Annotated in this window: 26 protein-coding genes, 2 tRNA genes and 2 pseudogenes; 19 read left to right on the top strand and 11 right to left on the bottom strand. The window is 67.6% G+C overall.

Annotated features, from left to right (window positions below):
* A partial coding sequence (locus ABT294_RS31280; RefSeq protein ID WP_350809886.1) for an integrase core domain-containing protein occupies positions 1-303 on the top strand: 303 nt, incomplete at its 5' end.
* A 216-nt stretch (positions 304-519) separates the two neighbouring features.
* On the opposite strand, the gene ABT294_RS31275 is transcribed toward ABT294_RS31280, so the two are convergent.
* Together ABT294_RS31275 and ABT294_RS31270 are read right to left on the bottom strand one after the other, a co-directional pair.
* Positions 520-592, bottom strand: a tRNA-Arg gene (locus tag ABT294_RS31275).
* Between the two features lie 63 nt (positions 593-655).
* Positions 656-1195, bottom strand: coding sequence for a hypothetical protein (locus tag ABT294_RS31270; protein WP_350809885.1), 540 nt, complete (start codon positions 1193-1195; stop codon positions 656-658).
* On the opposite strand from ABT294_RS31270, the gene ABT294_RS31265 reads away from it, so the two are divergent.
* The 6 genes from ABT294_RS31265 (at position 1182) to ABT294_RS31240 (ending at position 6532) form a co-directional block, all read left to right on the top strand.
* On the top strand, positions 1182-2459 hold the full coding sequence (locus tag ABT294_RS31265; protein WP_350809884.1) for a sensor histidine kinase: 1278 nt from the start codon (positions 1182-1184) through the stop codon (positions 2457-2459). The genes ABT294_RS31270 and ABT294_RS31265 overlap by 14 nt on opposite strands.
* 142 nt (positions 2460-2601) lie before the next feature.
* Positions 2602-3231, top strand: a complete 630-nt coding sequence (locus tag ABT294_RS31260; RefSeq protein ID WP_350809883.1) for a response regulator — start codon at positions 2602-2604, stop codon at positions 3229-3231.
* A 72-nt stretch (positions 3232-3303) separates the two neighbouring features.
* Entirely contained in the window at positions 3304-3570 is a 267-nt protein-coding gene (locus ABT294_RS31255) for a hypothetical protein (protein WP_350809882.1), read from the top strand.
* A 447-nt stretch (positions 3571-4017) separates the two neighbouring features.
* Positions 4018-4749 carry a prolipoprotein diacylglyceryl transferase gene (locus ABT294_RS31250; protein ID WP_350809881.1) on the top strand — a complete coding sequence of 244 codons (732 nt, stop codon included), beginning with the start codon at positions 4018-4020 and terminating at the stop codon, positions 4747-4749.
* Positions 4746-6290: a radical SAM protein gene (locus ABT294_RS31245; RefSeq protein WP_350809880.1), complete on the top strand. Its 1545-nt coding sequence runs from the start codon at positions 4746-4748 to the stop codon at positions 6288-6290. Before ABT294_RS31250 ends, ABT294_RS31245 begins: the two co-directional genes overlap by 4 nt.
* Positions 6287-6532 (top strand): hypothetical protein, encoded by a 246-nt coding sequence (locus tag ABT294_RS31240; protein WP_350809879.1) that lies wholly within the window; start codon positions 6287-6289, stop codon positions 6530-6532. Before ABT294_RS31245 ends, ABT294_RS31240 begins: the two co-directional genes overlap by 4 nt.
* A gap of 44 nt (positions 6533-6576) precedes the next feature.
* Here ABT294_RS31240 and ABT294_RS31235 read toward each other — a convergent pair whose 3' ends face one another.
* Positions 6577-7038: a MaoC family dehydratase gene (locus ABT294_RS31235; RefSeq protein WP_350809878.1), complete on the bottom strand. Its 462-nt coding sequence runs from the start codon at positions 7036-7038 to the stop codon at positions 6577-6579.
* A 398-nt stretch (positions 7039-7436) separates the two neighbouring features.
* Positions 7437-8354, bottom strand: a complete 918-nt coding sequence (locus ABT294_RS31230) for an aminoglycoside phosphotransferase family protein (RefSeq protein WP_350809877.1) — start codon at positions 8352-8354, stop codon at positions 7437-7439.
* Positions 8355-8517: 163 nt separating this feature from the next.
* Between ABT294_RS31230 and ABT294_RS31225 the strand changes: the two genes are divergently transcribed.
* Positions 8518-9720 (top strand): alpha/beta hydrolase family protein, encoded by a 1203-nt coding sequence (locus ABT294_RS31225; protein WP_350809876.1) that lies wholly within the window; start codon positions 8518-8520, stop codon positions 9718-9720.
* A 341-nt stretch (positions 9721-10061) separates the two neighbouring features.
* Complete coding sequence (locus ABT294_RS31220) at positions 10062-11243, top strand: DUF8462 domain-containing protein (RefSeq protein ID WP_350809875.1); 1182 nt, start codon at positions 10062-10064, stop codon at positions 11241-11243.
* A 103-nt stretch (positions 11244-11346) separates the two neighbouring features.
* Here the strand turns inward: ABT294_RS31220 and ABT294_RS31215 are convergent, their stop codons facing one another.
* Both ABT294_RS31215 and ABT294_RS31210 read right to left on the bottom strand, forming a co-directional pair.
* Positions 11347-12129 carry a MauE/DoxX family redox-associated membrane protein gene (locus ABT294_RS31215; RefSeq protein WP_350809874.1) on the bottom strand — a complete coding sequence of 261 codons (783 nt, stop codon included), beginning with the start codon at positions 12127-12129 and terminating at the stop codon, positions 11347-11349.
* A 5-nt stretch (positions 12130-12134) separates the two neighbouring features.
* Positions 12135-13082: a hypothetical protein gene (locus ABT294_RS31210; RefSeq protein WP_350809873.1), complete on the bottom strand. Its 948-nt coding sequence runs from the start codon at positions 13080-13082 to the stop codon at positions 12135-12137.
* A 220-nt stretch (positions 13083-13302) separates the two neighbouring features.
* Between ABT294_RS31210 and ABT294_RS31205 the strand changes: the two genes are divergently transcribed.
* Positions 13303-13809, top strand: coding sequence for a SigE family RNA polymerase sigma factor (locus tag ABT294_RS31205; RefSeq protein ID WP_350809872.1), 507 nt, complete (start codon positions 13303-13305; stop codon positions 13807-13809).
* Here the strand turns inward: ABT294_RS31205 and ABT294_RS31200 are convergent.
* Entirely contained in the window at positions 13766-14260 is a 495-nt protein-coding gene (locus ABT294_RS31200; protein ID WP_350809871.1) for a MarR family winged helix-turn-helix transcriptional regulator, read from the bottom strand. The two genes, ABT294_RS31205 and ABT294_RS31200, sit on opposite strands and share 44 nt — an antisense overlap.
* Before the next feature lie 101 nt (positions 14261-14361).
* Between ABT294_RS31200 and ABT294_RS31195 the strand changes: the two genes are divergently transcribed.
* From ABT294_RS31195 to ABT294_RS31175, 5 genes and pseudogenes are all read left to right on the top strand, one after another.
* Entirely contained in the window at positions 14362-14925 is a 564-nt protein-coding gene (locus ABT294_RS31195) for a YceI family protein (protein ID WP_350809870.1), read from the top strand.
* 289 nt (positions 14926-15214) lie between these two features.
* Positions 15215-15303, top strand: a tRNA-Ser gene (locus ABT294_RS31190).
* Positions 15304-15469: 166 nt separating this feature from the next.
* Entirely contained in the window at positions 15470-15793 is a 324-nt protein-coding gene (locus tag ABT294_RS31185) for a hypothetical protein (protein WP_350809869.1), read from the top strand.
* Positions 15790-16119 (top strand): annotated as a pseudogene (locus ABT294_RS31180) (helix-turn-helix domain-containing protein); the annotation flags it as partial. The gene ABT294_RS31185 and the pseudogene ABT294_RS31180, both read left to right, overlap by 4 nt.
* 154 nt (positions 16120-16273) lie before the next feature.
* A pseudogene (locus ABT294_RS31175) lies at positions 16274-16501 on the top strand (ISKra4 family transposase); the annotation flags it as partial.
* Positions 16502-16698: 197 nt separating this feature from the next.
* Here the strand turns inward: ABT294_RS31175 and ABT294_RS31170 are convergent.
* Positions 16699-17472, bottom strand: coding sequence for a maleylpyruvate isomerase family mycothiol-dependent enzyme (locus tag ABT294_RS31170; RefSeq protein WP_350809868.1), 774 nt, complete (start codon positions 17470-17472; stop codon positions 16699-16701).
* Between the two features lie 344 nt (positions 17473-17816).
* On the opposite strand from ABT294_RS31170, the gene ABT294_RS31165 reads away from it, so the two are divergent.
* Positions 17817-18095 (top strand): DUF7336 domain-containing protein, encoded by a 279-nt coding sequence (locus ABT294_RS31165; protein WP_350809890.1) that lies wholly within the window; start codon positions 17817-17819, stop codon positions 18093-18095.
* Positions 18096-18532: 437 nt separating this feature from the next.
* The gene (locus ABT294_RS31160; RefSeq protein WP_350809867.1) at positions 18533-19069 is read left to right on the top strand and encodes a GNAT family N-acetyltransferase; all 537 of its coding nucleotides are present in this window, start codon (positions 18533-18535) and stop codon (positions 19067-19069) included.
* A gap of 237 nt (positions 19070-19306) precedes the next feature.
* Here the strand turns inward: ABT294_RS31160 and ABT294_RS31155 are convergent, their stop codons facing one another.
* Entirely contained in the window at positions 19307-19882 is a 576-nt protein-coding gene (locus ABT294_RS31155; RefSeq protein ID WP_350809866.1) for a DoxX family protein, read from the bottom strand.
* A 614-nt stretch (positions 19883-20496) separates the two neighbouring features.
* Between ABT294_RS31155 and ABT294_RS31150 the strand changes: the two genes are divergently transcribed.
* Positions 20497-21438, top strand: coding sequence for a hypothetical protein (locus ABT294_RS31150; RefSeq protein ID WP_350809865.1), 942 nt, complete (start codon positions 20497-20499; stop codon positions 21436-21438).
* 209 nt (positions 21439-21647) lie between these two features.
* Here ABT294_RS31150 and ABT294_RS31145 read toward each other — a convergent pair whose 3' ends face one another.
* On the bottom strand, positions 21648-22346 hold the full coding sequence (locus tag ABT294_RS31145) for a class I SAM-dependent methyltransferase (RefSeq protein ID WP_350809864.1): 699 nt from the start codon (positions 22344-22346) through the stop codon (positions 21648-21650).
* A 428-nt stretch (positions 22347-22774) separates the two neighbouring features.
* Here ABT294_RS31145 and ABT294_RS31140 point away from each other — a divergent pair, with 428 nt between their 5' ends.
* Complete coding sequence (locus ABT294_RS31140) at positions 22775-23635, top strand: glycosyltransferase family 2 protein (protein WP_350809863.1); 861 nt, start codon at positions 22775-22777, stop codon at positions 23633-23635.
* Positions 23636-23813: 178 nt separating this feature from the next.
* Here ABT294_RS31140 and ABT294_RS31135 read toward each other — a convergent pair whose 3' ends face one another.
* The gene (locus ABT294_RS31135; protein ID WP_350809862.1) at positions 23814-24053 is read right to left on the bottom strand and encodes a hypothetical protein; all 240 of its coding nucleotides are present in this window, start codon (positions 24051-24053) and stop codon (positions 23814-23816) included.
* Between the last annotated feature and the right edge of the window lie 114 nt (positions 24054-24167).

Raw genomic sequence — 24167 nt, 5'->3', positions numbered from 1 at the left:
CAGACCGACAACGGGGCGGAGTTCCAATCGGCCTTCCACTGGCACGTCCTGGACAAGGGCATCAACCACGTCTACATCAAGCCCCGCACCCCGCGGCTGAACGGCAAGGTCGAGCGCTCACACCGCATCGACGCCGAGGAGTTCTACCGGATGCTGGACGGGGTGGTGATCGACGACGCCGAGGTGTTCAACGACAAGCTGCGCGAGTGGGAGGACTACTACAACTACCATCGACCCCACGGCGGCCTCGGCGGCCAGACCCCCTACGAACGCCTCAAGCAGAAGACTCAGACCCAGGCGTAAACGATCATCGTCGGCTGCACAAGTCTCGTGAGCATCTCACGACAAGATCGTGATGCGACGAAGCAGCGAGGCTCCGCGGGCCTTCCCCACGGGAAAGCATTGGGAAGGATCAGCCGCAGTCAACCGATCACACTCGGACGCAGCCGGACACTGAGACATGATCGAAGATGCGAAAAAGCCCTGGTTGTCATGCCGATGACCAGGGCTTCCGCGTTGCGCGGCCGGAGGTACTCGAAACCCCAACCTTCTGATCCGTAGTCAGATGCTCTATCCATTGAGCTACGGCCGCTCGCTGCGTAAGCAAGCATAGCGGGTTCTGGGCGATGCCTCGAACCAGTTTGGGCAATCACGATCAACTTGACTCGATCTTGCGGGGCCAGAGGGTGTAGCCGAGTGGCCAGAGGAGGGCGATCAAGGGGACCTTGAGCAGGCCGAACATGAAGGTGATCAAGGGTTCCGTACGTGTTGGGGCGTTTACCAGCCAGACCAGAGCCAAGACGATCAAAAAGGCTATTCCGTACGCAAGGACGATACGGAGCCACATGCCCCATTCGTAGCGAGCCCTGGGCATCCCGCCCGCCGGGGGCTTCCAGGGGGGCGGGCCGTCTGCGAAGCGGTGGTGGAACTTGGCGTCAGCCCATCGAACGGTGCGGTGGCCGAAGACGATCGAGTACGCCAGGTACGCGGCCGCCAGGCCGTGGCGGAAGTCGGCTGTCGCGCCTCCTCTCATGTCGATGACGGCCGCGACCAGCAGGATCACGTCCAGGAGCGGCACGCTGAGGAGGAGGGCGGTGCTGAGTTTGCGGCGGTTCCACAGGTAGCGGCTGGCCAGGCCGAGTCCGAGTAGCAGCCAGAAGCCGACTTCGCAGCCGATCAGGATGGCGACAATCACGCTGTCTATGGTCCGGGTTGGCCAGACCTTTCACATCATCTGCGGATACGAACCTGTGGATACATCGAAGGATGTATCCACAGGCAATCCTTCGAAGGATGGAAGCAGTTGCCGTGGGTGGTGGGATGGGGGCATGAAGCGCGAGGTGGTTGCGGGGGCTCTGGCCTTCTGCGTGGGGTCGATCCTGATCGTGGGTGGTGCCTACAACCATCGCGGGACGTCCCAGTGGCTGCTTGTCGTGCCGCTCGCGCTCACCTGTGCGGGGGTTCTGGTACGGCGGCGTGCTCCCTTGTGGTCTCTCGGGCTGGGCACCGTGGGCATCGCGATCGACATGGCCATGGGGCCCTCGCTCAGCACGATGTTGGTGTACACCGACAATCTCTATAGCGCGGCGCTCTACGGGCCTGCCCGGTTGGGGCGGTGGTTACTGGGTGCCACGACGGTGATGGCGGTGCTGGCCGGCGCGGTGGCGGGCTTCCTGACCCGCGACTGGGTGGCGCTGGCGGTGATCGGGATTCAGGCGGGGCTGATCCTGGTGACGCCCCTGACCACCGCGATGGTGCTGCGGCAGCATCGCGATCAGGCCGCCGCCGATCGGGCCAGGGCCGAGCAGGTGGCGCGACTGGCCGAGCTCGACCGGCAGGCGGCGATCACGGCCGAGCGTACGCAGATGGCCCGTGAGCTGCATGACATGATCGCCAACCACTTCAGCGCGATCGCCATCCAGTCGACTGCAGCGCTGTCCAGGAAGGATCTCGATCAGGCGACCATCCGCAAGATCATGGAGTCTGTCAGGGAGAACAGCGTGAAGGGGCTGGCCGAGATGCGGACCATGATCGGGCTGCTGCGCCAGGAGGGCGACGAGCCCGAGGCGACCAGGCTGCGGTTGGCCGACGCGGAGAGCCTGGTGGACCGGTCTCGGCGGGCGGGGATGGCGATCAACATGCGTGTCGAGGGAGAGCCGCAGGAGTTGCCTGTTCCGATCGATCTGGCCGCCTATCGGATCCTGCAGGAGGCGTTGACGAACGCGCTCAAGCACGGCGAGCAGCCTGCGACGGTCGGGATCGCGTACGAGTCCGAGCGGGTGACCGTGACCGTCGACAATCCGGTGAACGGGCGCAGAGCGCGGTTGCCTGGGGCTGGGGCCGGGCTGGTCGGGATGAAGGAGCGTGCCGGGTTGGTGGGGGGCACGTTCGAGGCGGGCGCGGGCGAGGGGGTCTGGCGGGTGGTGGCGGTCCTTCCGACCTCGGCGGAGATCGCGTGAGGAGTCTCAGAGGCTGGGTTGGCGCTCTGGCCTGGCCGTCAATGGTGGGCTCGGGGACGTGGTGGGTCCGGGGATAGAGCGGCTCGGGGACAGGGCGAGCTCAGGGACAGGACGAGCTCAGGGACAGGGCGGTGGAGGTGCGATGGCGGTCAAGGTGTTGGTTGCGGACGATCACGCGGCGGTTCGGGCGGGGATCGTGCTGATCCTCGATGGCGCCGAGGACATCGAGGTGGTGGGCGAGGCCGGGGATGGGGAGGAAGCTGTTGCTCTGGCGCGGGAGATGCGTCCCGACGTGGTGTTGATGGACGTGCACATGCCGCGGCTTGATGGGATCTCCGCCACTCGCGAGTTGGCGGGGGTGACGGACGTGTTGATTCTGACCACGTTCGACGTGGACGAGTATGTCTTTGGGGCGCTGCGTGCGGGGGCCGCTGGGTTCCTGTTGAAGAACACGGATGCTGAGGCGTTGGTTCAGGCGGTGCGGCTCGTGGCGAGGGGGGACGGGCTGATCTCGCCGTCCGTGACGCGGCGGTTGATCTCCGCCTTCGCCGAGCAGGCACCACGTCGGGAGCAGGGTGGAGATACGGGTGCGTTGACGCCGCGCGAACGGGAGGTCCTGGCCTGCGTGGCTCGTGGGCTGTCCAATGCCGAGATCGCCAAGGAGCTCGACATGGCTGAGGCCACGACCAAGACGCACGTGAGCAGGGTGCTGGGCAAGCTGGGGTTGAAGAGCAGGGTTCAAGCAGCGATCTACTATTCAGAGGGGGTATAGGGCCGTAGTCTGAACGCCGTGTACCCGCCACCGCCGCCGCCCCAGCCTCCGCAGCGTCCGACGGGGCTGATCGTGGGCCTGGCGTTCGCCGGCGCCTTTGCCTACCTGGTTCTGAACCTCTTTGTGGGGCTCGCCGTGGTGAGCGCACAGGGACGGGTCGCCATCGGGGTCGCTGCCGCGTTCCTGGCCGCCGTCGGGCTCGGGTTGGGGCTGGTGCTCGTGCTGGTGCGTAAGCCCTGGTCTCAGGGGCTGGGTATGGGGTTGATGATCGGCTGGGCACTCGCCTCGATCGTCTCGGTGGGCTACTGCACGGGGCTCAATCCCGGGCTGTACGGCTAGATGAGCACGCCCTGTGCCACGAGGCCGCGAGAGGTGGGTGCCGCCCGTGTGGGTGGCCGAATTCAGTGAGCGCCTCCTCCGGAAAGCCGTGCCCAGTGAACCTCTGCGTGGAAGCACCAGGTCGGGCGAACTTCTGCGTGGATTCGGGCAGGGTGGGCCTCTGGGCCGGAGCTCGCGCCAGATGAACGCGCCAGCGTCGCAAGCCGCACCGGGCGAGCGCTCGTGGTCGAAGGTCACCCCCGGACGAGCGTCTGGGCCCCGCAAAGCAGGTCAGACGAGTTGTCGTCCTGGAAGGCCGCGTCGGATGGGTGCGTCTGGGGTCGAAGGCCGTGCACGTCCTGATGGTGGGCTGGTGGCTGGTGTCAGGTTGGCGCCTGCCAACGGGCAGGGGTCTGATGTCGGGCTGGAGGCCGATATCCGGTTGAGGGTTGGGGTTGTGCGGTTGCGATGCCGTTTCATGAGGTTTTCGTAGGGCTGGGGGTGCTGGTCGCCTCCGTGGTGTTCGTGTTGGAGGCCCGGCGCCGTGGTGCGCTCAATGAGCAGTCCTTGGCCGCCGTCACCGGAGCGCTGGTAGGCGGGGCTATCGGCATGAGGCTGGCCGGGTGGTTGGAGACGCTGGATCTGGAGGAACTCTGGCTGTACGGGTCGCGGAGCATTCTCGGCGGCCTGACCGGCGCGTACGTGGGCGTGCTGATCGCCAAGAGGATCATCGGCTTCAAGGAGAGGACGGGAGACCTGTTCGCGCCCGCCGTGGCGCTCGGGATGGCCGTCGGGCGGATCGGCTGCCATCTGACCGAGGCGCCGGGGCGTCCCACTGATCTGCCGTGGGGGGTGCACGCGCCGCCCTCCACGCCCGAGTGCCCGGGGTGTCTGACGGGGCAGGCGATGCATCCGTCCTTCATCTACGAGGTCGTTTTCCAGCTTGTCGCGTACGGCGCGCTGGTGTGGGCGCGCAGGCGGATCACCCAGCCGGGCGAGCTGTTCACGCTCTACCTCGCGGCGTATGCGGCTTTCCGTTTCGTCGTGGAGTTCACGCGGGCGAACGAGACGGTCTGGCTCGATCTCACCAGGCCGCAGTGGTTCCTGATCCCGAGCTTGGCGCTGCTGGCACTCAGGCTGGCGTACGGGTGGCGGCGCGGCCACTACGATCCACTTTTCCGGCGGAAGGTCATGACATGAGCACAGGGATGGGTCTGCGGGGCGACCGCATCCTCCGGTACGTCAACGCGTTCTGCCCGCGTTGCCACGGCCAAGATCTGGACCAGGTGGAACGGCTCAGCGGCTACCTGGCCATTCGCGACGGCCGGGTGTGGTTGGAGCGCGGCTGCCGCGAGCACGGGCTGGTCCGTACGCTGTACGACGAGGACCCGGAGATCCTGGCGTATCTGGAGGAATGGACCGCTCCCACCAAGCAGCACGTGCCGGACCTCGCGGGGAACTTCGCGCCCGTCCCCGCCGCCTACCTGCACGGGCTCCCCGAGATGCAGACCCAGCACACCTGCATCCTCCTGGAGGACATCGCCGAGGCCTGCAACCTGCGCTGCCCCACCTGCTTCGCCGACAGCTCCCCCGACCTGGCGGGCGTGGTCCCGGTGGCGGAGGTGCTGGCCAACGTCGACCAGCGGCTGGCCCGCGAGAACGGCAGGCTGGACGTCCTCATGCTGAGCGGCGGCGAGCCCACCCTGCACCCCGAGCTCGCGACGCTGCTCGCGGAGCTCGAACAACGGCCGATCACCCGAATCCTGATCAACACCAACGGCGTCCTCATCGCCAGGGACGACGCCCTGCTCGACCTGCTGACCGAGCATCGCGAGCGCGTCGAGGTCTACCTGCAGTACGACGGGAGCTCGGGCGCGGCGTCCGTCCATCACCGGGGTGGCGACCTGCGGCGGTTCAAGGCGCGGGCGGTGGAACGGCTCTCCGCGCGGGAGATCTTCACGACCTTGGTGATGACGGCGGCGCTGGGCGTCAACGACGGCGAGATCGGCGACGTGGTACGGCTCGCGCTCGACACGCCGTTCGTGGGCGGGGTGTCGCTGCAGCCGCAGTTCGGCTCGGGGAGGTCCGGGCCGATCGACCCGATGGACCGGCTCACGCACACCGGCGTGCTCAAGCGGCTCGGGCCGCAGACCGGCGGCCTGGTGACGTGGCGCGACCTGACCGCGCTGCCGTGCTCGCACCCGCACTGCTGCTCGGTCGGCTACCTGATCCGCGACGACGCGCGTGAATGGCGCTCGCTGGTCGCGCTGATCGGCCACGACCGGCTCAAGGAGAACCTGGGGCTGGTCTCCAACCGCATCGCCGACACCGAACTCCCCCGCGAGCTGCGGTCGGCCGTCCAGGAGTCGCTGCTGGGGCTGCTGTCGGAGCAGTCGTCGCTGTCGCACCCGCAGATCGGCGACCTGTGGCGCAACATCTGCGAGAACTGCGACCTCGGCGTGTCGACGCTGCTGGCCCTGGCCTCGTCGGCGCTGCCCGGCAGGCGGAAGAAGCTGCGCCGGATGCTGGGTGAGCGGGTGGTGCGGGTGACGGTCAAGCCGTTCATGGACGTCTCGACGATGATCGAGGAGCGGCTCACTCAGTGCTGCGTGCACGTCGGCACGCGGTCCGACCAGGACCAGTGTGCGCCGTTCTGCGCCGTGCAGGCGTGGCCCCAGCTGTCGCGGCAGCGTCTGTCGGCGGTGGCCTCGCAGGCCGTGCTCGAACAGGTGATTATGTGAAGGCCGAGCCGTACGATCCGCTCCGGTTGTGCGTGTACGCGACCGTGGCGCTGCTGGCCTGGCTGCTCGGGCCGTGGGCGGTGCTGGGGTTCGCGGGCCTGGGTTTCGCGGGGTACTGGAAGGCGCGGCGAGCCGGGCTGACGCGGAGCAAGTGCCTGCTCAGGGACACCCGGCTGGTGCTGGCCTATCTCGGGCTGCTGGCGCTGGTCGCGGTGGCGGCGATCGTCCGCCCGCTGTGGTGAGGCGTGCTCCACGATCACGGCGACGTGGAGCACGGGGAAGGCGGCTATTCGGCGGCTGGGACGAACAGGCTGAGAGTCTCGGCGATGCAGGCCGGACGCTTCTCGCCCTCGACCTCGATCGTCACCTTCACGTTGGACAGGTATCCGGCGGGGGTGCCCTTGACGTCGCTCACCTCGGCCGTGGCCCTGACACGCGCGCCGACCGGCACCGGCCTGGGGAAACGGACCTTGTTCAGCCCGTAGTTGATCCCCATCGCGACGCCCTCGACCGTCATCAGCTCGTCCATGAGCGACGGCAGCAGCGACAGGCTCAGGTAGCCGTGGGCGATCGTGCCGCCGAACGGGCCGGCCTTGGCCCGCTCGACGTCCACGTGGATCCACTGGTGGTCGTCGGTGGCGTCGGCGAAGAGGTTGACCTGTTCCTGGGTGACGGTGCGCCACTCGGTCGGGCCGAACTTCTCGCCGACGGCCGCCTTGAGTTCCTGTACGTTCGCGAAGGTCCGCATGGTTGCGAACGCTATTGCTCCGACGGGACGGCTGCCAAGTTCAGCACCCAGTAGTTGGCGGGCTTGTCGCCATTTCGCGCCGTGGTAGATGATCGTGCTCGGCTCCGACGACGTGCCCACCCCCCGCTCCGGTCCCCGCCTCCTGCCGTAGCACCAGAGCGCGCCGCAACGCAGGCCCTGCACCCCTTCCGGCGAGTTGACCTGCCGGACCTCCACCTTGGTCTGGTCACGGCCGACGTCGCTGGCCCACGGCCGATCGGCCCGATCGCTATCTGGGGTTGTCAAGCGAACTTGCTGGTCAGCGGCGTGAAGGCGGTGAAGCCACGTCAGGCAAGTAGACCCCAGCATGCCGAGCATGGCCCGGGTCGAAGGTATTCGAACGCGTGGGAAGCGATTGATCAGTGATGGATCGTTGCGGTGAGGCGTCGCAGTGCCGCGTGGGCGGGTGGACCCCATGTGGCCTTGCCGCCTCGGCGGCCGCGGACGCCGGCTTCGCCGATGAGGATGCCGACGAGGGCGCGTCCCACCGCCCATCCGCGGGCGCGGCGCAAGGTTGCGGCGTCCGGGGCCGGCTGGTAAGCGGCATGGAAGCGGTCGGCGGTGCCGTCCGGCAGCAGAATCCAAGCGGCAGCGAGGTCGCAAGCCGGATCGCCCGCGAAGAGATCGCCGAAATCGATCACGCCGCAGATGGTGCCGTCAGCAGTGAGGACGTTGGCCGGATGCAGGTCGCCGTGGAGCCATAGCGCCGGGCCGGCCCAGTCGGGCGCGGCGGCGGCGTCTTCCCAGACCGCGTGGACGGCGTCCGGGTCGGGGATCAGTCCCATCTCAGTGGCCTCGGCGAGCTGTTTGGCGAAACCCTCGGAGTAGTCGGCCAGCGGCCCTCTGCGGCCCCGGCCGGCGGGCGCCTGTTCGGGGGCGGGTTGGTGCAGAGCGGTCAGGAAGGCGGCCAGGGCGTCGGCCGCCTCCGCGCCGCGCGTGACGGGGGCGCGGTCGGCGGGCTCGCCTGGAACCCAGGTGGTGACGATCCAGGGCCGCGGAAACCGCGGCGAGGGCTCGCCGAGGCGTTGCGGAACCGGAACCGGCAAAGGAAGGCGCGGGGCGAGGGCGGGCAGCCAGGTGTGCTCCTTGAGCAGCAGCGCGTCCGCGGTCTCCCCCATCCAGGGCAACCGGACGGCGAGGTCGTCGCCGAGCCGCCAGAGCTGGTTGGCCCAGCCCCGCGCGCCGAGCCTCACCGGGTAGTCGGCCAGGTCGGGGTGCTGGTCGCGCAGCAGATCCCGCACCAACTCCGCGGTGATCTCGATCTCGGTGTGCGTCATGTGGAGCAACCGTAGCCCGTTGTCGGCGTACAGCTTCCTGTGCAGAGCCGCGTACGGGTAGACATGCGGAGCTTGAGAGGCAGGGAACCCTGACGAAAGTAAGGGCACGGACCTGGCTTTCGGGAATGTCGAGCACGGCGGGGCCCCTCCTACCGTGCTGCTCATGATCAGAACTCGCCGCAACGCCGCTGTGGCCCTCCTCACCGTGACCCTGCCTCTGTCCGTCGCGACGGCGGCCTCGATGTCGTTCCCGGCAGCCGCGACCTCCACTGCGGACGCTTCCGACGTGCGCCCCGCGATCCCGCACCCCACCGGTCCGTACCAGGTCGGGCGCGACATCCTGCATCTCGTCGACGGCAAGCGCCGCGACCCGTGGATGCCTGCAGCGAACGTGCGTGAGCTGATGGTGTCGATGTACTACCCGGCCCGTGTCGGCGGGAGCGCCGCTCCCTACATGACCACCGACGAGGCCCGTCTCCTCCTCAAAGGGAAGAAGCTCGACAGCCTCTTCAAGGCCGAACAACTCGCCGGCGTTCGGACGAACGCACGCGTCGGTGCCCGTCCCGTCGGCGGCAGGCACCCCTTGGTGGTGCTGTCTCCGGGTTTCACCCTCAGCCGCGCCACGCTGACCACGCTCGCCGAGGAGCTCGCTTCCAAGGGCTACGTCGTCGCACTTGTGGACCACGCCTACGAGTCGTTCGGCACCACGTTCCCGGGCGGTCGCACCCTGACCTGCGTCGCATGCGAGACGGTGGAGAAGGCTCCCTCCGATGAGGCGGAGAAGAAGCTGCTGGGCGATGCCGTGGCCGGCCGGGCAGCCGACATCTCCTTCGTCATCGACCAGCTGACCTACACGGCCGGGCATGCCCCCGTCTGGAAGCGCTGGAAGATGATCGACCCACGACGGATCGGCGCCGCCGGTCACTCGCTCGGTGGCAATGCCGCGGCGAGCGTCATGGCCACCGACCGCCGCGTGCGCGCCGGGGTGAACATGGACGGCACGTTCTTCGCACCGGTCCCGGCTTCCGGCCTCGGCGAACGGCCGTTCCTCATGCTCGGCACCAAGGCCCAGCACTCGCCCGACGCCGCCGACACAACCTGGGCGCGCGACTGGAGACGCCTGGACGGCTGGAAGCGCTGGCTGACCGTGGCCGACTCCGGCCACTTCACCTTCATCGACCTGCCCATCCTGGGCGAGCAGGCCGGGATCACCGACCCCTCCGCGCCGCTTTCCGGAAAGCGGTCCGGCGAGATCACCACGGCGTACGTGGGCGCCTTCTTCGACCAGCACCTACGCGGCGAACACCAGCCGCTGCTGGACGGTCCGTCCCCCGCCAACCCCGAAGTCACCTTCCAGAATCCTTGACCGGGTCGCAGACATCGGCCGCCGATCCGCGCGCGCCGGCGCCGGTGGCCTGCACCCGGCCGGACGCCCGACGGCGCCCCTCGCCCGGACGGCATCCTCGAACTCCACATCACCGAGACGCACGGGCCTCTCGCCCTGTTGCAAAGATCTTTACCTGAAACCATCGCGCACCTGTTCGAGTCCGCGCTACAGTTTCATCCACCGAATCGAACATGGGTTCGGCCAGGTGAGAGGGGGTGTGTTCGATGACCGTACTGGCGACCGGGTCCCCGCGGACACGCCGTAGCGCTTTCTGCCCAAATCTAAGACGGCCGCTATATCCCGCAATAAAGTCCGAGAGCGTGGACCCTGTGCGCAATCCCTACGCCCCCGGAGCCGGGCAGCGTCCGCCGGAACTGGCCGGGCGCGACCGCGAGTTGCAGCAGTTCGAGGTCGTGCTTGAGCGGGTGGCCCGCGGCCGTCCCGAGCGCAGCATGGTCGTCACCGGCCTGCGCGGCGTCGGCAAGACCGTGCTCCTCAACACCTTCAAGTCCATGGCGATGCAGCGGCTGTGGGGAACGGGCAAGATCGAGGCCCGTCCCGACCAGTCGATCCGCCGTCCCGTCGCCGCCGCCCTGCACATGGCGATCCGCGAGCTGGCCCCGCGGCACCGCGCGCCCGAGCGCATCGAGGAGTTCCTCGGCGTGCTCAAGGCGTTCGCCATGCGCGATCCGGGCGCGGCGAAGGGCACCTCGCACTGGTCGCCCGGCATCGAGGTGCCCGCCAGCCGGGGCCGCGCCGACTCCGGCGACCTCGAGATCGACCTGACCGAGCTGTTCGTCGACGCGGCGAGCGTGGCCACCGACCTCGGCGTCGGCATCGCGCTCTTCATCGACGAGATGCAGGACGTCCAGCCCGCCGACGTGTCCGCGCTCTGCGCCGCCTGTCACGAGCTGTCGCAGTCGGGCGGGCCGCTGATCGTGGTCGGAGCGGGGCTGCCGCACCTGCCGAGTGTGCTGTCGGCCAGCAAGAGCTACTCCGAGCGGCTCTTCCGGTACGCGCGCATCGACAAGCTCGACCGTGACGCCGCCGATCTCGCGCTGATCCTGCCGGCGCGCGAGGAGGAGGTCGAGTTCACCCAGGACGCCCTCGACGCGCTCTACGAAGCGGCCGACGGCTACCCCTACTTCGTCCAGGCGTACGGCAAGGTGGCCTGGGATCTCGCGCCGCACAGCCCGATCACCCTCGACGACGTCAAGGTGTCGGCGCCCGAGGCCGAGGAGGAGCTGGCGGTGGGCTTCTTCGGCAGCCGCTACGAGCGCGCCACCCCCGCCGAGCGCGACTACATGCACGCCATGGCCCAGATCGGCGACGAGCCGGTCGCCACCGCCGAGGTGGCCGACGCCCTCGGCCGCAAGCCGTCCAGCCTGTCCCCTGCCCGCGACAGCCTCATCAAGAAGGGGCTCATCTACAGCGCTGAACGCGGCCTGATCGCGTTCACGGTGCCGCATTTCGGGAGGTTCCTGCGTGCGCAACCGATCTGACCGGCACTCCTAGACCTCTATTGGGCTGTCTAGTGGGGAAGCTAGATAGCCCAATAGAGCTATACCGTCATGCCTGTCGAGGGAAATCTATGGCTCTCTAGTGTCAGGCCGATACTGGGCTATATTCCGGAAGAGACTCCGGGCTGACGACGGCGACCCTGACGGCGGGGCGGCGTCCGCTGAGGTAGACCGCGAACACGACGTCCGCCTTGTCCTGGTTCTGGAAGACGAAGAACCTCCAGCACAGCTCCCGCCAGCTGTCGTACGGCTCGGCCGAGGCGAGCTGGTCGCGGTGCGCGCGCCAGGTGCTGCTCGTCCGGAGCCTGGAGAGGGTGATCTGCTCGGCGGGCGCCCTGCGCTGCTCGCAGGGTGCGCGGTATCTGACCCTGTCGATCAGCTCCTCGATCTCCGGCGACAGCAGCGCGAGGACGACCACACCCGCCGCCGACAGCCACGAGCTCTGGCTGAAGGCCATCCAGCCGGGCACGTCCGCCCATACCGACACCAGCGCCATCGCGGTGAGCACCACGGTCCTGCCGATCGAGCGGCGCCCCACGGGCACCGAGCTGACCTCGCCGAAGCAGCCGCAGCCCGCGTCGGGCCGCCGACGGCGCAGCTCCAGCAGCACGTACGAGGAGAGCGCGAAGAACGCGACGGTCGCCCACCTGAAGATCGGGGACATGCTGAACGTGACGCCCACGGCCAGGACCAGCTCCCCCGCGGCGCACGCGAGCAGCACCGGAACCTGCATCCGCCCGGACACCAGGACGGCGGGGCCGAACCGGGTGAGCGCTCGCGCCTCCCCGCCGGAGCGCGCCGTGACGACCTTGGCGACCGCGCCCATGACGAGCAGCACGATCAGAACCGGCAGCTGCGATGCCAGCACGTGCGTCACCCCAATCCGATCTGAGCGTTGAAGCACCCCTTGACCAGGTCGCCGCCCAGCTCCACGAAGGTGGGCGCCGACAGCTCGGCGATCCGTCCGCGCGGCGAGGTGCCGCATTCCACGCAACGGTCGCAGAAACGTCCGGCCAGGCAGCCGCAGGCCACGATCTGCACGCTAGCGGACCGCTCCGCGCAGACGTTCCTGACTTGCAGCAGCGAGCCGATCGCGAGGTACGGCAGGCCCACGCAGGACACCTCGGCGTCCGGGCATCCGGTGTCGGAGCGCTCGACCATCGGGTACGCGAGCCCGCGCTCCTCCTCGTCGAAGGCGTCCGACCAGGTGGCGGTGCCGGAGATGCGTGAGTGCGTCCCCCCATAGGCGGGCGGCGGGGCGGGGACGGCCCGCGCGGGGTAGGCGGGCTGCGAGGTGGCAGGCAGCAGCGCGAGGACGGCGCCGTCACGCCTGACGCCGATCGCGTCGAAGAGGTAGCCGGGTTCGAACTGCGGATGGCGGACGCGGAGGCGTCCGGTGGCGCGGTACGGGATGACGACGGTGCGGCGCCCGCGGTGCGAGCCGCAGTCGAGCTCGACCGTCACGTCCCTGCGTCCCTCGACCGACAGGATCGTGCCCGTGACGCGGGTCGTGTCGGCCCAGATCCGCTCGACGACCCTGCCCTCGCGCAGCATGCGCATCATGACCGATGAGCCGACCGGCAGGTCCGCGGGGGCGCTGTCGGCGCCGTGCCAGGCGGTCGCCCACGGCGCGATGACGAGCCGCTCCTCCTCACCACCGGCCGTCTCGACGGTGACGAGGTGCGGACTGATGTCGAGGATCTTCCCGGCGACCGCGCGTAACGGGTCACCGCCCGCCGGATCGGGGCCGGGGACTCCGGATTCGCGGCCCAACGCGGCTGCCGCCAGCACCCGGCGGCGTTCGACGCTCGGATACGCCATCAACACCCCTCCTTCTTCGCCATATCAGACTCACATGACTCCCCGGACGGCTCACGTGGTACGGCTCAGAGGAGAGCAAAATACGCAACCCTCAGGGAAGGTGTTGACACCCGGCGTCGAAGAATCCGCCACCGACCTTGACCTACCTTTATCGTTGGCGGGCCGAATCCTGAATTGCGGTTCAGCCTCAACATGACATCCGGCTGCGATTCTGGCCACGATGCAGACCACGCAATGGGAAGAGGAGTTCCGCGAGTACGTCCAGGCCCGCGGTCCTGCTCTGCTGCGCACGGCCCACCAGCTCACCGGACACCCGCTGGACGCGGAGGATCTGCTCCAGAACGCGCTGACCAAGACCTACCTGGCCTGGGACCGGATTCAGGACCGGGGGGCGCTCGACGGCTACGTCCGGCGGGCGATGGTCAACATCAACATCTCGCAGTGGCGGCGGCGGAAACTGCAGGAGTACCCGTCGGACGAGCTGCCCGAGGCCGCGTCCGACGGGGAGGTCAGCGGTGACGGGCACGAGCTCCTGGAGCAGGCGCTGGACCGGCTGCCCGCGCGGATGCGAGCCGCGATCGTGCTGCGTTACTACGAGGACATGACCGAACCGGAGATCGCCAGGACGCTCGGCATCAGCCTCGGGACGGTCAAGAGCACGGTGTCGCGGGCCATGGCCAAGCTCAGGGCGGATCTGGGCATGCGCCCTCCACAGCCCCAGCCGTAGCGCAGGGACGCACGACGTCCCTGATCGTGCGGAGCGTCTGGAGGAAGCGGTCGAGTTCGTCCGCGCCGAGCAGGCCCGTGAAGGACTGCTCGATGTCCTTCAGGTGCAGCGGCAGCACCGCCTCCAGCCGCTCACCGCCCAGGGGGGTGAGCGTGGCGTAGGAGGCGCGCCTGTCGGTGGCGCAGGCGACCCTGGTGACCAGCCCCTCACGTTCCAGCCGGTCGACCACTCGGGTCACGCCGCTGGTGGACAGGCCGGTCTGCGCCGCCAGGTCGCTCATCCGCAGGCTCTCGCGCGGTGAGCGGGCCAGCCTGATCAGCGTCTCGAAGTCGATATCCGACAACCCGGCGGCCTGCAGCACTGGCTGCATCCGCGCGGCGAGGCCGGCGTAGACCTCGGCGAGCAGGCCCATGGCCGTCAGTCGGGGGTCGTCAGTTGGGATCACACTCATAGCCTAACCGATGATAGTTGACGTGAGGAATATTCCTCCTGTAGACATTTGTTGCCGCAGACATCCGCACCGCAACCTCTCTCTCGTCAAGGAGAACCCCCATGACCACTCGCACCTGGGAAGGCCTGACCATCCCCGCCGTCGGCACGTACAACCTCGACGTCGCCCACACGCGCGTCGGCTTCATCGTCAAGCACATGATGGTCAGCAAGGTCCGCGGCAGTTTCGGCCACTTCAGCGGCTCGGTCACGATCGCCGAGAACCCGCTCGAGTCGTCCGCCGAACTCACCATCAAGACCGAGTCCATCAGCACCGGGGTCGCCGACCGCGACGGCCACCTCCGCAGCGACGACTTCCTGTCGGTCGAGAAGTTCCCGGAGATCACCTTCAAGAGCACCCGGGTGACCGGCCACTCCGGCGACGAGTTCACGGTCGTCGGCGACCTCACGATCCGCGACGTCACCAGGGAGGTCGAGCTCACCGTCGAGTACGGCGGCACCGGCACCAACCCCTGGGGGCAGGCGGTATGGGGCTTCTCCATCAGCACCGAGTTCGACCGCGAGGACTTCGGCCTGACCTGGAACCAGGCGCTGGAGACCGGCGGTGTGCTGGTGGGCAAGAAGATCAAGGTCGAGGTCGAGGGCGAGGCCAACCCCGCCGCCTGAACCACCTGCCGAAAGCCCGCCTCACGCGCCGGGGCGGGCTTCGTCCACAGGCGGTTATTCACAGGCGGTGGATAACCTTGGGACGTCCCGTGGACAACCCCGACCGGCCCTGGCTCCGTCCCCGCGCGGTCCTCGTACGGCCCTCGTTGGACGGCCGCTCAGACGCCTGTCCGATAGGCTAACGGCGGCTGAACGACGGTCGGATGACGGTTGGACGGCGACGCGGCCGGGAACCGCTTTGCCGCCTCGCCAGAAGGCCGGTACGCTGTCCTGAGCCAGGTGGCTACCGGGAGGATTCGCCTAGTCAGGTCTATGGCGCCGCACTGCTAATGCGGTTTGGTGGCAACACCATCCGGGGTTCAAATCCCCGATCCTCCGCACGTGAAAGGCCCTCGCCCCAGATTCGGGGAGAGGGCCTTTCGATCTTTGAGGGCGTCGTAGTTGCAGTGCTAGTTGCAACAGCTCGTGCTGTGGCCGGTCGGCTGAGTCGTGGACTGCAGAAATGCGATGGCCCGAGTTGTCTCCATTGGGTGATGCTGTACCGGTGTCGTCGTTGCTGACCGCGGTGGAGTACGAACGTACGGCTGCCATGTTGCGAGGCAGGCGTATCCGGAGGGTCGTCTACTACCCCTTGATGGGCGGGGACGACGGTTGCGACGTCGAGGAGTGGGACTTCGGGACGTGGCACCAGCCCACCATGGGGGTGGAACTGTTCACCGACGATGGCGCTTGTTTCTCGGCTGTGTGGGGCAGCAGCTTCGACTGTTACGGGCTTGAAGTCTTCCCTGAGCCGATGACCGCTCACCTGCGGATGATTGGGGAGCCAGGCGGGTCGGCGGCGGTGGACGTGACCGACCACCCGCGCTGACCGACCAGGAGGGCCAGCAGTTACAACGGATCGTGCGCCGGGGCAGCACCAACACAGTGCGCTATCGACGGGCGATGATGCTGCTGGCCTCGGCCGGCGGCAACCGAGTTCCAGTGATCGCCCAGTTGGTGCAGGCCGACGAGGACACGGTGCGGGACGTGATCCACCGGTTCAACCAGATCGGCCCGGCCTGCCTGGACCCTCGGTGGGCGGGAGGCCGTCCCCGCCTGCTCAGCCCTGACGGCGAGGACTTCGTCGTCCAGACGGCCACCACCCGCCGGAAGGGCACCGCGAACACCCTCGCCGCACTACGTTCGATCCGCGCCGCCCGCCCCGACGGCACCCCGGTCTACGTGTCGCCGTACTCCTCCGAGTGCTCCACGAAGTACAGAGTTACGTGCACCGGTCTTGTGGGACTGCGGAGGGTTCGGTTGAGGTGGGGCCGGGCTGGCAGGCTGCACTCGTGGTCCTCAACGATGCCTGGCAGCAGGATGGCCGATCGCCACGGGCACCGTGGAAGGCGCCTGCCGCCACCTGATCGGCGACCGCCTGGACATCACCGGAGCCCGATGGTCACTGGCCGGCGCCGAAGCCGTCCTGAGACTCCGCGCCCTGCTCGCCAACGGCGACTTCGACCGTTACTGGACCTTCCACCTCGACCAAGAACACCAGCGCAACCACCGGGCCCGCTACCGACTCGCTGCTTGATCTATGAGGTCAGTCTCAGCAATCTGCACCCGCCGCGCACTGTCCCCAGTCGAGCGCGAGCCGCTCGCAGGTGTGCCTTTCGCCCTTGAACAGCAGGCCCGCAGCCTGCCCGCAGCCGCGCGATGTCCGCAACCCCGGGCCCAGTGGCGCCCGCAGGAGCGCGCGCACAACCGACAGATGCGGCACAAGTGCGCGTTTTACGCGTTCGGGTCCCAGTCTGCGAGCTGCTCCATCGGCTCGGTGTCGCCGGTGGTCTCCAGGCCGTCGAGCGGGACGCGCTCGTAGAAGTAGAGGACCAGTTCGCTCGCTGCGCCTCGCATCGCCATGTCGCCCGGCTCCGCGTCGGCGGCGAGGTCGTCGCAGCGGACGCCGTCGGCGTTGAGGGTCAGGCGCCAGGAGCGGCCCTCGGTCGTGTGCAGGTCGATGGTCGCCGGCTTGAACGGCCAGGGGACGGTCGTCGCCGCGACGGTCGTCAGGAACTCGTCGACGCCCTCGACCGCGACGTCCGTCGGCAGCGGCTGTGCGGCCCCCTGGGTGAGCTGGGCGTCGTAGGTGTGGACGGCGATCTCCTGGATCTGGTGCCGGGCCACGGCTCCGCTGGTCTCCGGGGCCTGCGAGCGGCCCCACCAGGTCCAGCAGCCGCGGTCCGGGCCGGCCTCGCGCATCGCGTCGAGCATGAGCTCGGTCGACTCGGCGAGCCAGGCGTCCAGGGCTTCGCGGTCGCGGGGCGCGGTCGGGGCGCCCTTCGGGTCCGTCCTCGCCGGGGGCTCAGCGCCCGGGCCCGCCGCGACGATGGCGGCCTGGCGGCGGCGGCCGTCGCCGAGGTGCTGCGCCAGTTCGCGCAGCGTCCAGCCCGGGCAGGTCGGGACCTGGACGTCAAGGTCGGGGGCGGACGCGATCGCGGCACGGAACGCGGCCGAGCGGTCTTCGATCAGCCGCAGGACCTCGGGGAACTCCAAAATGTTTTGCACCTCGGTTGTGTATCACGGCGCTCCGGCCGCCGGGTAACGCATTTGTCGGACGAACGCGTCGACGGCCGGGCGGAGCGCCGGCGCCGAAGCCGTCCTGAAACTCCGCGCACTGCTCGCCAACGGCGACTTCGACCGCTACTGGACCTACCATCTGGGCCAAGAGCACCAGCGCAACCACCAGGCCCGCTACCAACTCGCTGCTTGACCTACGAAGTCACTCCCAGCAATCCGCATCCCTGGCCGATGTCAGCGGCCTGAGTAGTGTGCGGCCCGGCGGCGCCAGCGCCAGAGCTAGTGCTCTGACCGGGAATGTTCACCGGATGGGCCCGGGGTAGCCTGCGCCCGTGAAGGTCTATCCCCTCTGGCACATCAGCCACCAGAACGAAGCCGGCCCCAACGACGAGACGATTCACCTCGACGACGAGGGCGTGTTCATCAACGAGCAGGACGGCGACGACGTCAAGCTGCTCGGCATCTACTCCTCCGAGGCCGTGGCCGAAGAGCGGATCCGCCGCGCGCGTCTTCTACCGGGCTTCGCCGACGAGCCAGACTGCTTCCAGATCGGAGAGTACGACCTCGATGAGGACCACTGGACTGAGGGCTTCGTCCGTGTGCCGGTCTAGGCCTTCGGGTGAGCGACCCTGCAGAGGCAGGCCGTTCACGCCGCTTCGGTGAATGTCCTTCTCCCCAGCGAAAGCCCTTTTCGCTGCGGATGCGCGCGCGTTCCTTGCGTTGGGCGGCCAGGACGCCGGGATGGCGGGCGTTCACGTTGCGCCAGCGCACGATCCGTTGTAACTGCTGGCCCTCCTGGTCGGTCAGCACCTCCTGATCTTGACCAGCTCCGCCACCACGCCCCCAAACCCGTCGGATGTCCGTCTCATCCAACCGGTTCCGGCCCCGCCGCCGCCAACCCGGTAAACGTTCCCGGTCAGACTCCGGCGACCGTGGACTGGCAGACCGTGGGAGTCGTCAAGCCACCGTCGGCCGATGCCGACGGTATGTCCCACATTCGGCCGTTGGTGGCTTGGTCAAGCGCCTCTCGGGCTGTTAATCTGCGCGCATGTCGGATCTGGGACCCGTGGCCTGGCCGCCTGAGCCGATCAAGACCGAACGGCTCGTGCTCCGTGAGTCCGAGGCCCGCGACCGTGCGGCGTTCATTGAGCTGCTGGCATCGCCTGAGGTGCATACCTACCTCGGCGGCCCCCGTCCGCGTGACGATCTTGAGCGCGAACTGCCCGAGGTGCCCGAGCGGTGGCCTGGGAGTTTCGTGGTTGATCTCGACGGGGCAATGATCGGCCAGGTCCTGCTCAGGAGAGCAATGCACCGCCGCCCGGCTGCCGCAGGCAAAACCGATCTCGGTTACCTGTTCCTGCCGCAAGCCTGGGGATTCGGGTACGCCGCCGAGGCGTGCGCGGCGGCACTCGACTGGTTAGCCGGCGTCCTTCCCGGCGAGCCGGTGGTCCTCACCACCCAGAGCGCCAACGTCAGCTCGATGCGTCTCGCGGCAAAGCTGGGGTTCACCGAGGTGGAGCGCTTCCATGCCTGGGACGCTGAGCAGTGGCTCGGCCTGCGCTCCCCGGTCACGCCGTCCGCCTGAGCCAAGGTCGCCAGGGCGGGTACCCAAAGATTGTCCAGGTGGTCGGTGCCCAATGGAGTGAGTCAAGGAGTCATCTGATCCAACGGAGGCCTCATAGCGCCCCTCATCCAAGAGGTAGACCACGCCACAATCTTCCACATACACATCCATCCGCCTGGTGTGTACGACAGGAGTCCCATCTCTGCTCATGGGCGGGAAGCATAGAGTCCCACCACGACGACCTACCAGCGCAGGTGATCAAAATTGGACGTGAGTCATCGTGTACCAGGTCGGAGCGAATACCAGCAGGGCCAGTGCGACCAGGACCGCGAACGACTTGAGTACGCGTGAGGTGGTGATGATCGCGGGTGCGATGGGCCTCAGCTTCCATCGTCCGACCGCGATGAAAGCCGCGACGCCTCCCAGCAAGAGATTCGCAGGGATCAATTCGTATTCGCCGCGCATGATATGAAAACCAGCCGCGAGGATCATTGTCAGCGTCAGGCCAACGGCGGCGAGTGGCGCCAGCTTCGGTTTGACTCCCGTCATCGCCGGCAGGATCAGGCCGACGCCGCCAAGTACCTCAAGGACCCCGATGAAGACGATCAGGGACTGCGGCACCGCAGCGTACCAAGCCACGGCCTGGGGTGCTGCCGCATACAGAGCTTCGTCGTACAACAGCACTTTGCCGAAACCGCTCCCAGCAAAGAAGAAGCCCCACAACGCTTGAAGTGACCAAAGTGCGCCGTTGAGCGTGAACCTCGTTCCGCGCCCCTTGGGCTGCTGCTCGATGTCCTTGACGCCGAGGAGGTTCTCGCTGATGTGCTGCTTCATGTCCTGTCACTACCTTTTCTTATCGGGTTGGCCGGGGAACTCGCCGGCTTTGTTTGTTCCTTCGTCAGCACGTGGTGAGCGGTACGTGGTGACAGAACTCATCGGACCACGGCAGCGAGGTCGCGCGCACCGTCCGTGGGACAGGGTGGGACACACGAGGCGCGGTCTAGCTGCGAAAACAGGAGTTTTACCGCAACTGCGGGCTGGGACGGTTCCCGCGGTGGGGGTATCGAGCGTCCAAGATCAGGTGCCCGTGAGACTCATCCGCTCCCCCAGTTGCAATTCAGCTCCGCCCATGCCGTTCCGGATAGACGCCCGTTGGTCCAGGTTGAATTACTCTGACCAGCAAGGTCCGAGCTGATAACGCGGTTTGGTGGCAACACCATCCGGGGTTCACATCCCCGATCCTCCGCACGCCGGAAGGCCCTTCCCTGTTCGAGGGAAGGACCTTTAAGACAGGTGTTTCCCTGGACACCGGCGTGCAAGATCAGATAGGGAGAAACAGCCTTCCTTCTCCCCGATCGGAATCACGCGTGCCCACATCACCTCGATCCTCGCTGTCACGCCCGGAAGCCGCTCCCGCCGCGACCCGGACGTACCGCGCCGTCCGTGCGGTGACAGCGGTCGCGGCCTCGGCGCTCCTCCTCGTCACGACCGCCAAGGACCAGGCACCGGAGAAGGTCACATCGGCCGCGTCGAAGGAGTGCGCGCCGTGGAGGATGTCGGTGTACATGAACAAGCAGCCCGCACCCGGGGAGCGGGAGACCGCGTTCGTCTGCGCGAACAGGCAGCGCTTGACCTTCAACGGCCGCTACGCCCACATACCTGACGTGCATCTGGTCAAGATCGGCCGGCGCCTGTGCGAGGTGTCGTTGCGTAACGACTCGCGGGAGATGCAGACCGTCATGGAGACCCGCGGTTTCGTGGTCAACACGGAGGAGAACACCAAGGCGCTCGGATACCTGTGTCCAGCACTCAACCGGCGCCGGTTCGCCGAGGAGGAGGCGCAGCGGAAGCGGGAACAGAACGTCATCGCGACCGCCGAGCGACGGTGCGCCTCTCTTCTCGACCACCGGCCGCCGACGCGCCCCTTACTGCGGGCCAGGGCCACAGTATGGGTGGCGGCGTCGGGCATGCTCAATGTCTTCGAGGAAGGATCGGACACCGTCTATCCGTCCTCTCTGGACCGGGCGTCCGCCAACAAGGTGGTCGGCGCCACACCCGGTGATCTCACTATTCTCACCGCCGACACCGACACGCACGTCTGCGTCGCCGTCGAGGCGTACGACAAGCGCCCTCCGGTGGAGGTCGAAGGCTGGGAGAAGCTCGTCGAGGTCGGATACCAGAGCACCAGTGGAGAAATGGTGTTCACCGACGATGAGGGTGAGGTGGAGAAGGGACTACCCGATCTCGCGATCCACGACGCCGGTCGATACCGGGTACGGGTGCACATGCGGGGGGCGAAAGCGGCCCTGGCCGACGACGGAGACGCCAGGCAGGCATTCCTCATCATCGTCTATCCCGGGGCGTCCAGGCGCACCCAGGTGCTCAGGTAGCCACACTCCGTCCGGCACGCGGGACGGAATACGGCGGCCCTAGTAGATTTTGCGGTGGCGGGTCGCCTCGCTGGCGGTAATGGCTGATCAGGGCGCGGGTTTGGTGCTCCTGCCGTGACGCCCACGGCCATGAGATGCGGCCCCAGCTGACAGCGTGGATTCGGTCCCAGCCGTCCGTGCGCCTTCTGCTCCTTCCACCTCGTCACGCCTCAGAGCTTGATGCAGGTGTAGGTGCCGAATACGGAGCCGTGAAACGACGACTGTACGATCCGGAAACCAGCCGCAGTGATCATCGGTTCAAGGAGCCAGCGGAAGGTGCTGAACTCTGTGCGTACGTGTTCGGCGTATTCTTCGACGGTGTATCCCTCAGCTGGGTTCGTGGTCGCCCACGCGAACCAGCGGTCGAAGACCGCTTCTGCCTCGGTCGGCTGAAAATCGTAGATCAGATCACGGAGACGCAGGACTCCACCCGGTCGCAGCAGACCGGAAATGCGGTCCAATGCGATCGCTTTGAAGAAGTCGGGCAGCTGGTGAAGAGCGTTGCGGGTGTAGACGGCGTCGACTGGCGGGCCAACGTGCTCATAGGACAGGAACCCTGCCCGGACGAAGTCGATGTTCGACAGGCCCGCATCGGCGGCACGTCCCTGTAGGAAGCCCTGCATGGCGGGAGAGACGTCCACCGCCACCACGCGCCGGAACCGCCTCGCAGCGGCCAGTGTGAACTGCCCCGTCCCCGCGGCCAGGTCCACCACGACGGCACTGTCATCGACACCGTGCTCGCCGAGCACAGTCAGATCCTCACTGGGGTCGGGATACCCCTGCTTGCGGTCGTATCTGGCGACGAAAGACGGATCAAGGTGTTCTGGCCCCGCGTACGCCAGCTCATCGATCATCCACGGCTTGAACACTCTCTGATCATGACGAATGAGAGAGCGCCTGGCAGCTGATTTTCGGGACGTGCGCGCTTGGGGCACCACGCCGGACAGCCTCGCGGACGGGCGTGCCTGCCTGCCGGGGTTTGTCGCAGCTCCATCCAGCCTCCGGCGGGGGCGCTCAGGCTTCGGGATGATCACGAAGGGACCGTTGTCGCTGACGGTCCCTTAGTGGCTGAAGTAGAGGGCCTGATCACCCGCACGTGTGTACAGCGCTGCTCCAGCCTGCGTTCCAGGGGGCCGGTCGGCTGGTGCGGCGCTAGGGTGGGCCCGTTAAGAGGAGGGAAACAATACGTGACAAGACCACCTCGCTCGTCCCCCGGCAGGTGGCACCGCTCCTCCGCGTCGAGGGTTACGTCCGCTCGGGAGACACGATGACCAGCTCTAAGCCCACCATCGACGTGGTGGTCCTCACCATGAACGATCGGCCTGACGCCTTCCCGCAGGCAATGGCGTCCCTCCTTGCCCAGCGCGATGTCGGGCTGCGCGTGGTCATCGTGGGCAACGGAGTCGAGCCCGATCCCGACCAGGTGCCCGCTGGTGTGCGCACCGTGACTCTGCCGGTCAACGAAGGCATTCCCGCCGGTCGTAATGCGGGGGCTGACGCCCTGGCCGGGCCTGGCTGCGGCGAGTTCATCTTCTTCTTCGACAACGACGCCGTCCTCCCGGCCCCCGACGTTCTTGCACGGCTCGTCGCGGAGGCTCGCCGCCATCCCGAAGCCGCCTACATCCAGCCCCGCATCGCCGACCCCGACACCGGCGTGACCATGCGCCGCTGGGTCCCGCGCCTACGCGCGGGCGACGCTCGCCGGGCCGGCACCATCACCATCATGGCGGAAGGCGTGGTCCTCATCCGCCGCGCCGACTACGAGCAGGCCGGCGGCTGGCCTGGACACTTCTTCCTCTTCCACGAGGGCATCGACTTGAGCTGGAGACTGTGGGACCTCGGCCGCACCGGCTGGTACACGCCCAGCGTCGTCATTCACCACCCGGCCACGAACCCCGCCCGGCACGCCAATTTCCACCGGCTCGTGGCGCGCAACCGCGCCTGGCTCGCCTACCGCCGCCTCCCGGCGCCCCTGATCCCGATCTACCTGGCGACCTGGACGCTGCTCAGCATTGTCCGGATCCGATCCCGGGCCAGCCTCAGCACCTGGTTCTCCGGTCTGCGGGAAGGGCTGAAGGGTGGGCATGGGCAACGCCGACCGATGTCCTGGGCGACCGTACTGCGACTCACTCGTGCTGGACGCCCCCCGATTATCTGAGCAGTTCGGACATCCGAGCCACAGCGTCGTCTCCGGCGGCTGTGCCGCCTCGATCCCTCGCGTCTTTCACCGTCGCAAGACGGCGACCAGGCGGCCAATTCCATCGGCCGCCTGGTCGCACGACGGCGCCTGTCCAGGCTGAGGGGTGACAAGGGATCGCCGTGAACGTCGAAAGCCCTTACCCCTCGTCGAGGAGGTCGAGCGTCTCCAGCTTCTTGAAGAGGCGCAGGTTGTCCTCCTCGTCATCGTCGTCGTCCCCAAAGTCGTCGTCGTCGAACACGCTGGCCAGGGCGATCGAGCCCTGGTCGTCCTGGCCGGAAGCGGTGGCGGCCTGTGCGGTAGCGGCTCCGCTCACCCACATCAGACCTGCGGCGGCAACGGCGAGGAGGGAAACGAGCATGGATACGAGCCAACGCATGATGACTCCTTTCAGTGATGGTTCGACTACTCTCTGTAGTCATACCTGCTCATCCCCCGCCAATGGCACCTCAAACTGTAGGAAACGTTCAGCCCGTGCGATAAACACATAGAT

Origin of the sequence: Nonomuraea sp. NPDC000554 (assembly GCF_040300065.1) — a bacterium.
Lineage (GTDB): Bacteria > Actinomycetota > Actinomycetes > Streptosporangiales > Streptosporangiaceae > Nonomuraea.
The sequence above is the reverse complement of the archived record's forward strand: the minus strand, read 5'-3'. Positions and strand labels throughout refer to the sequence as shown.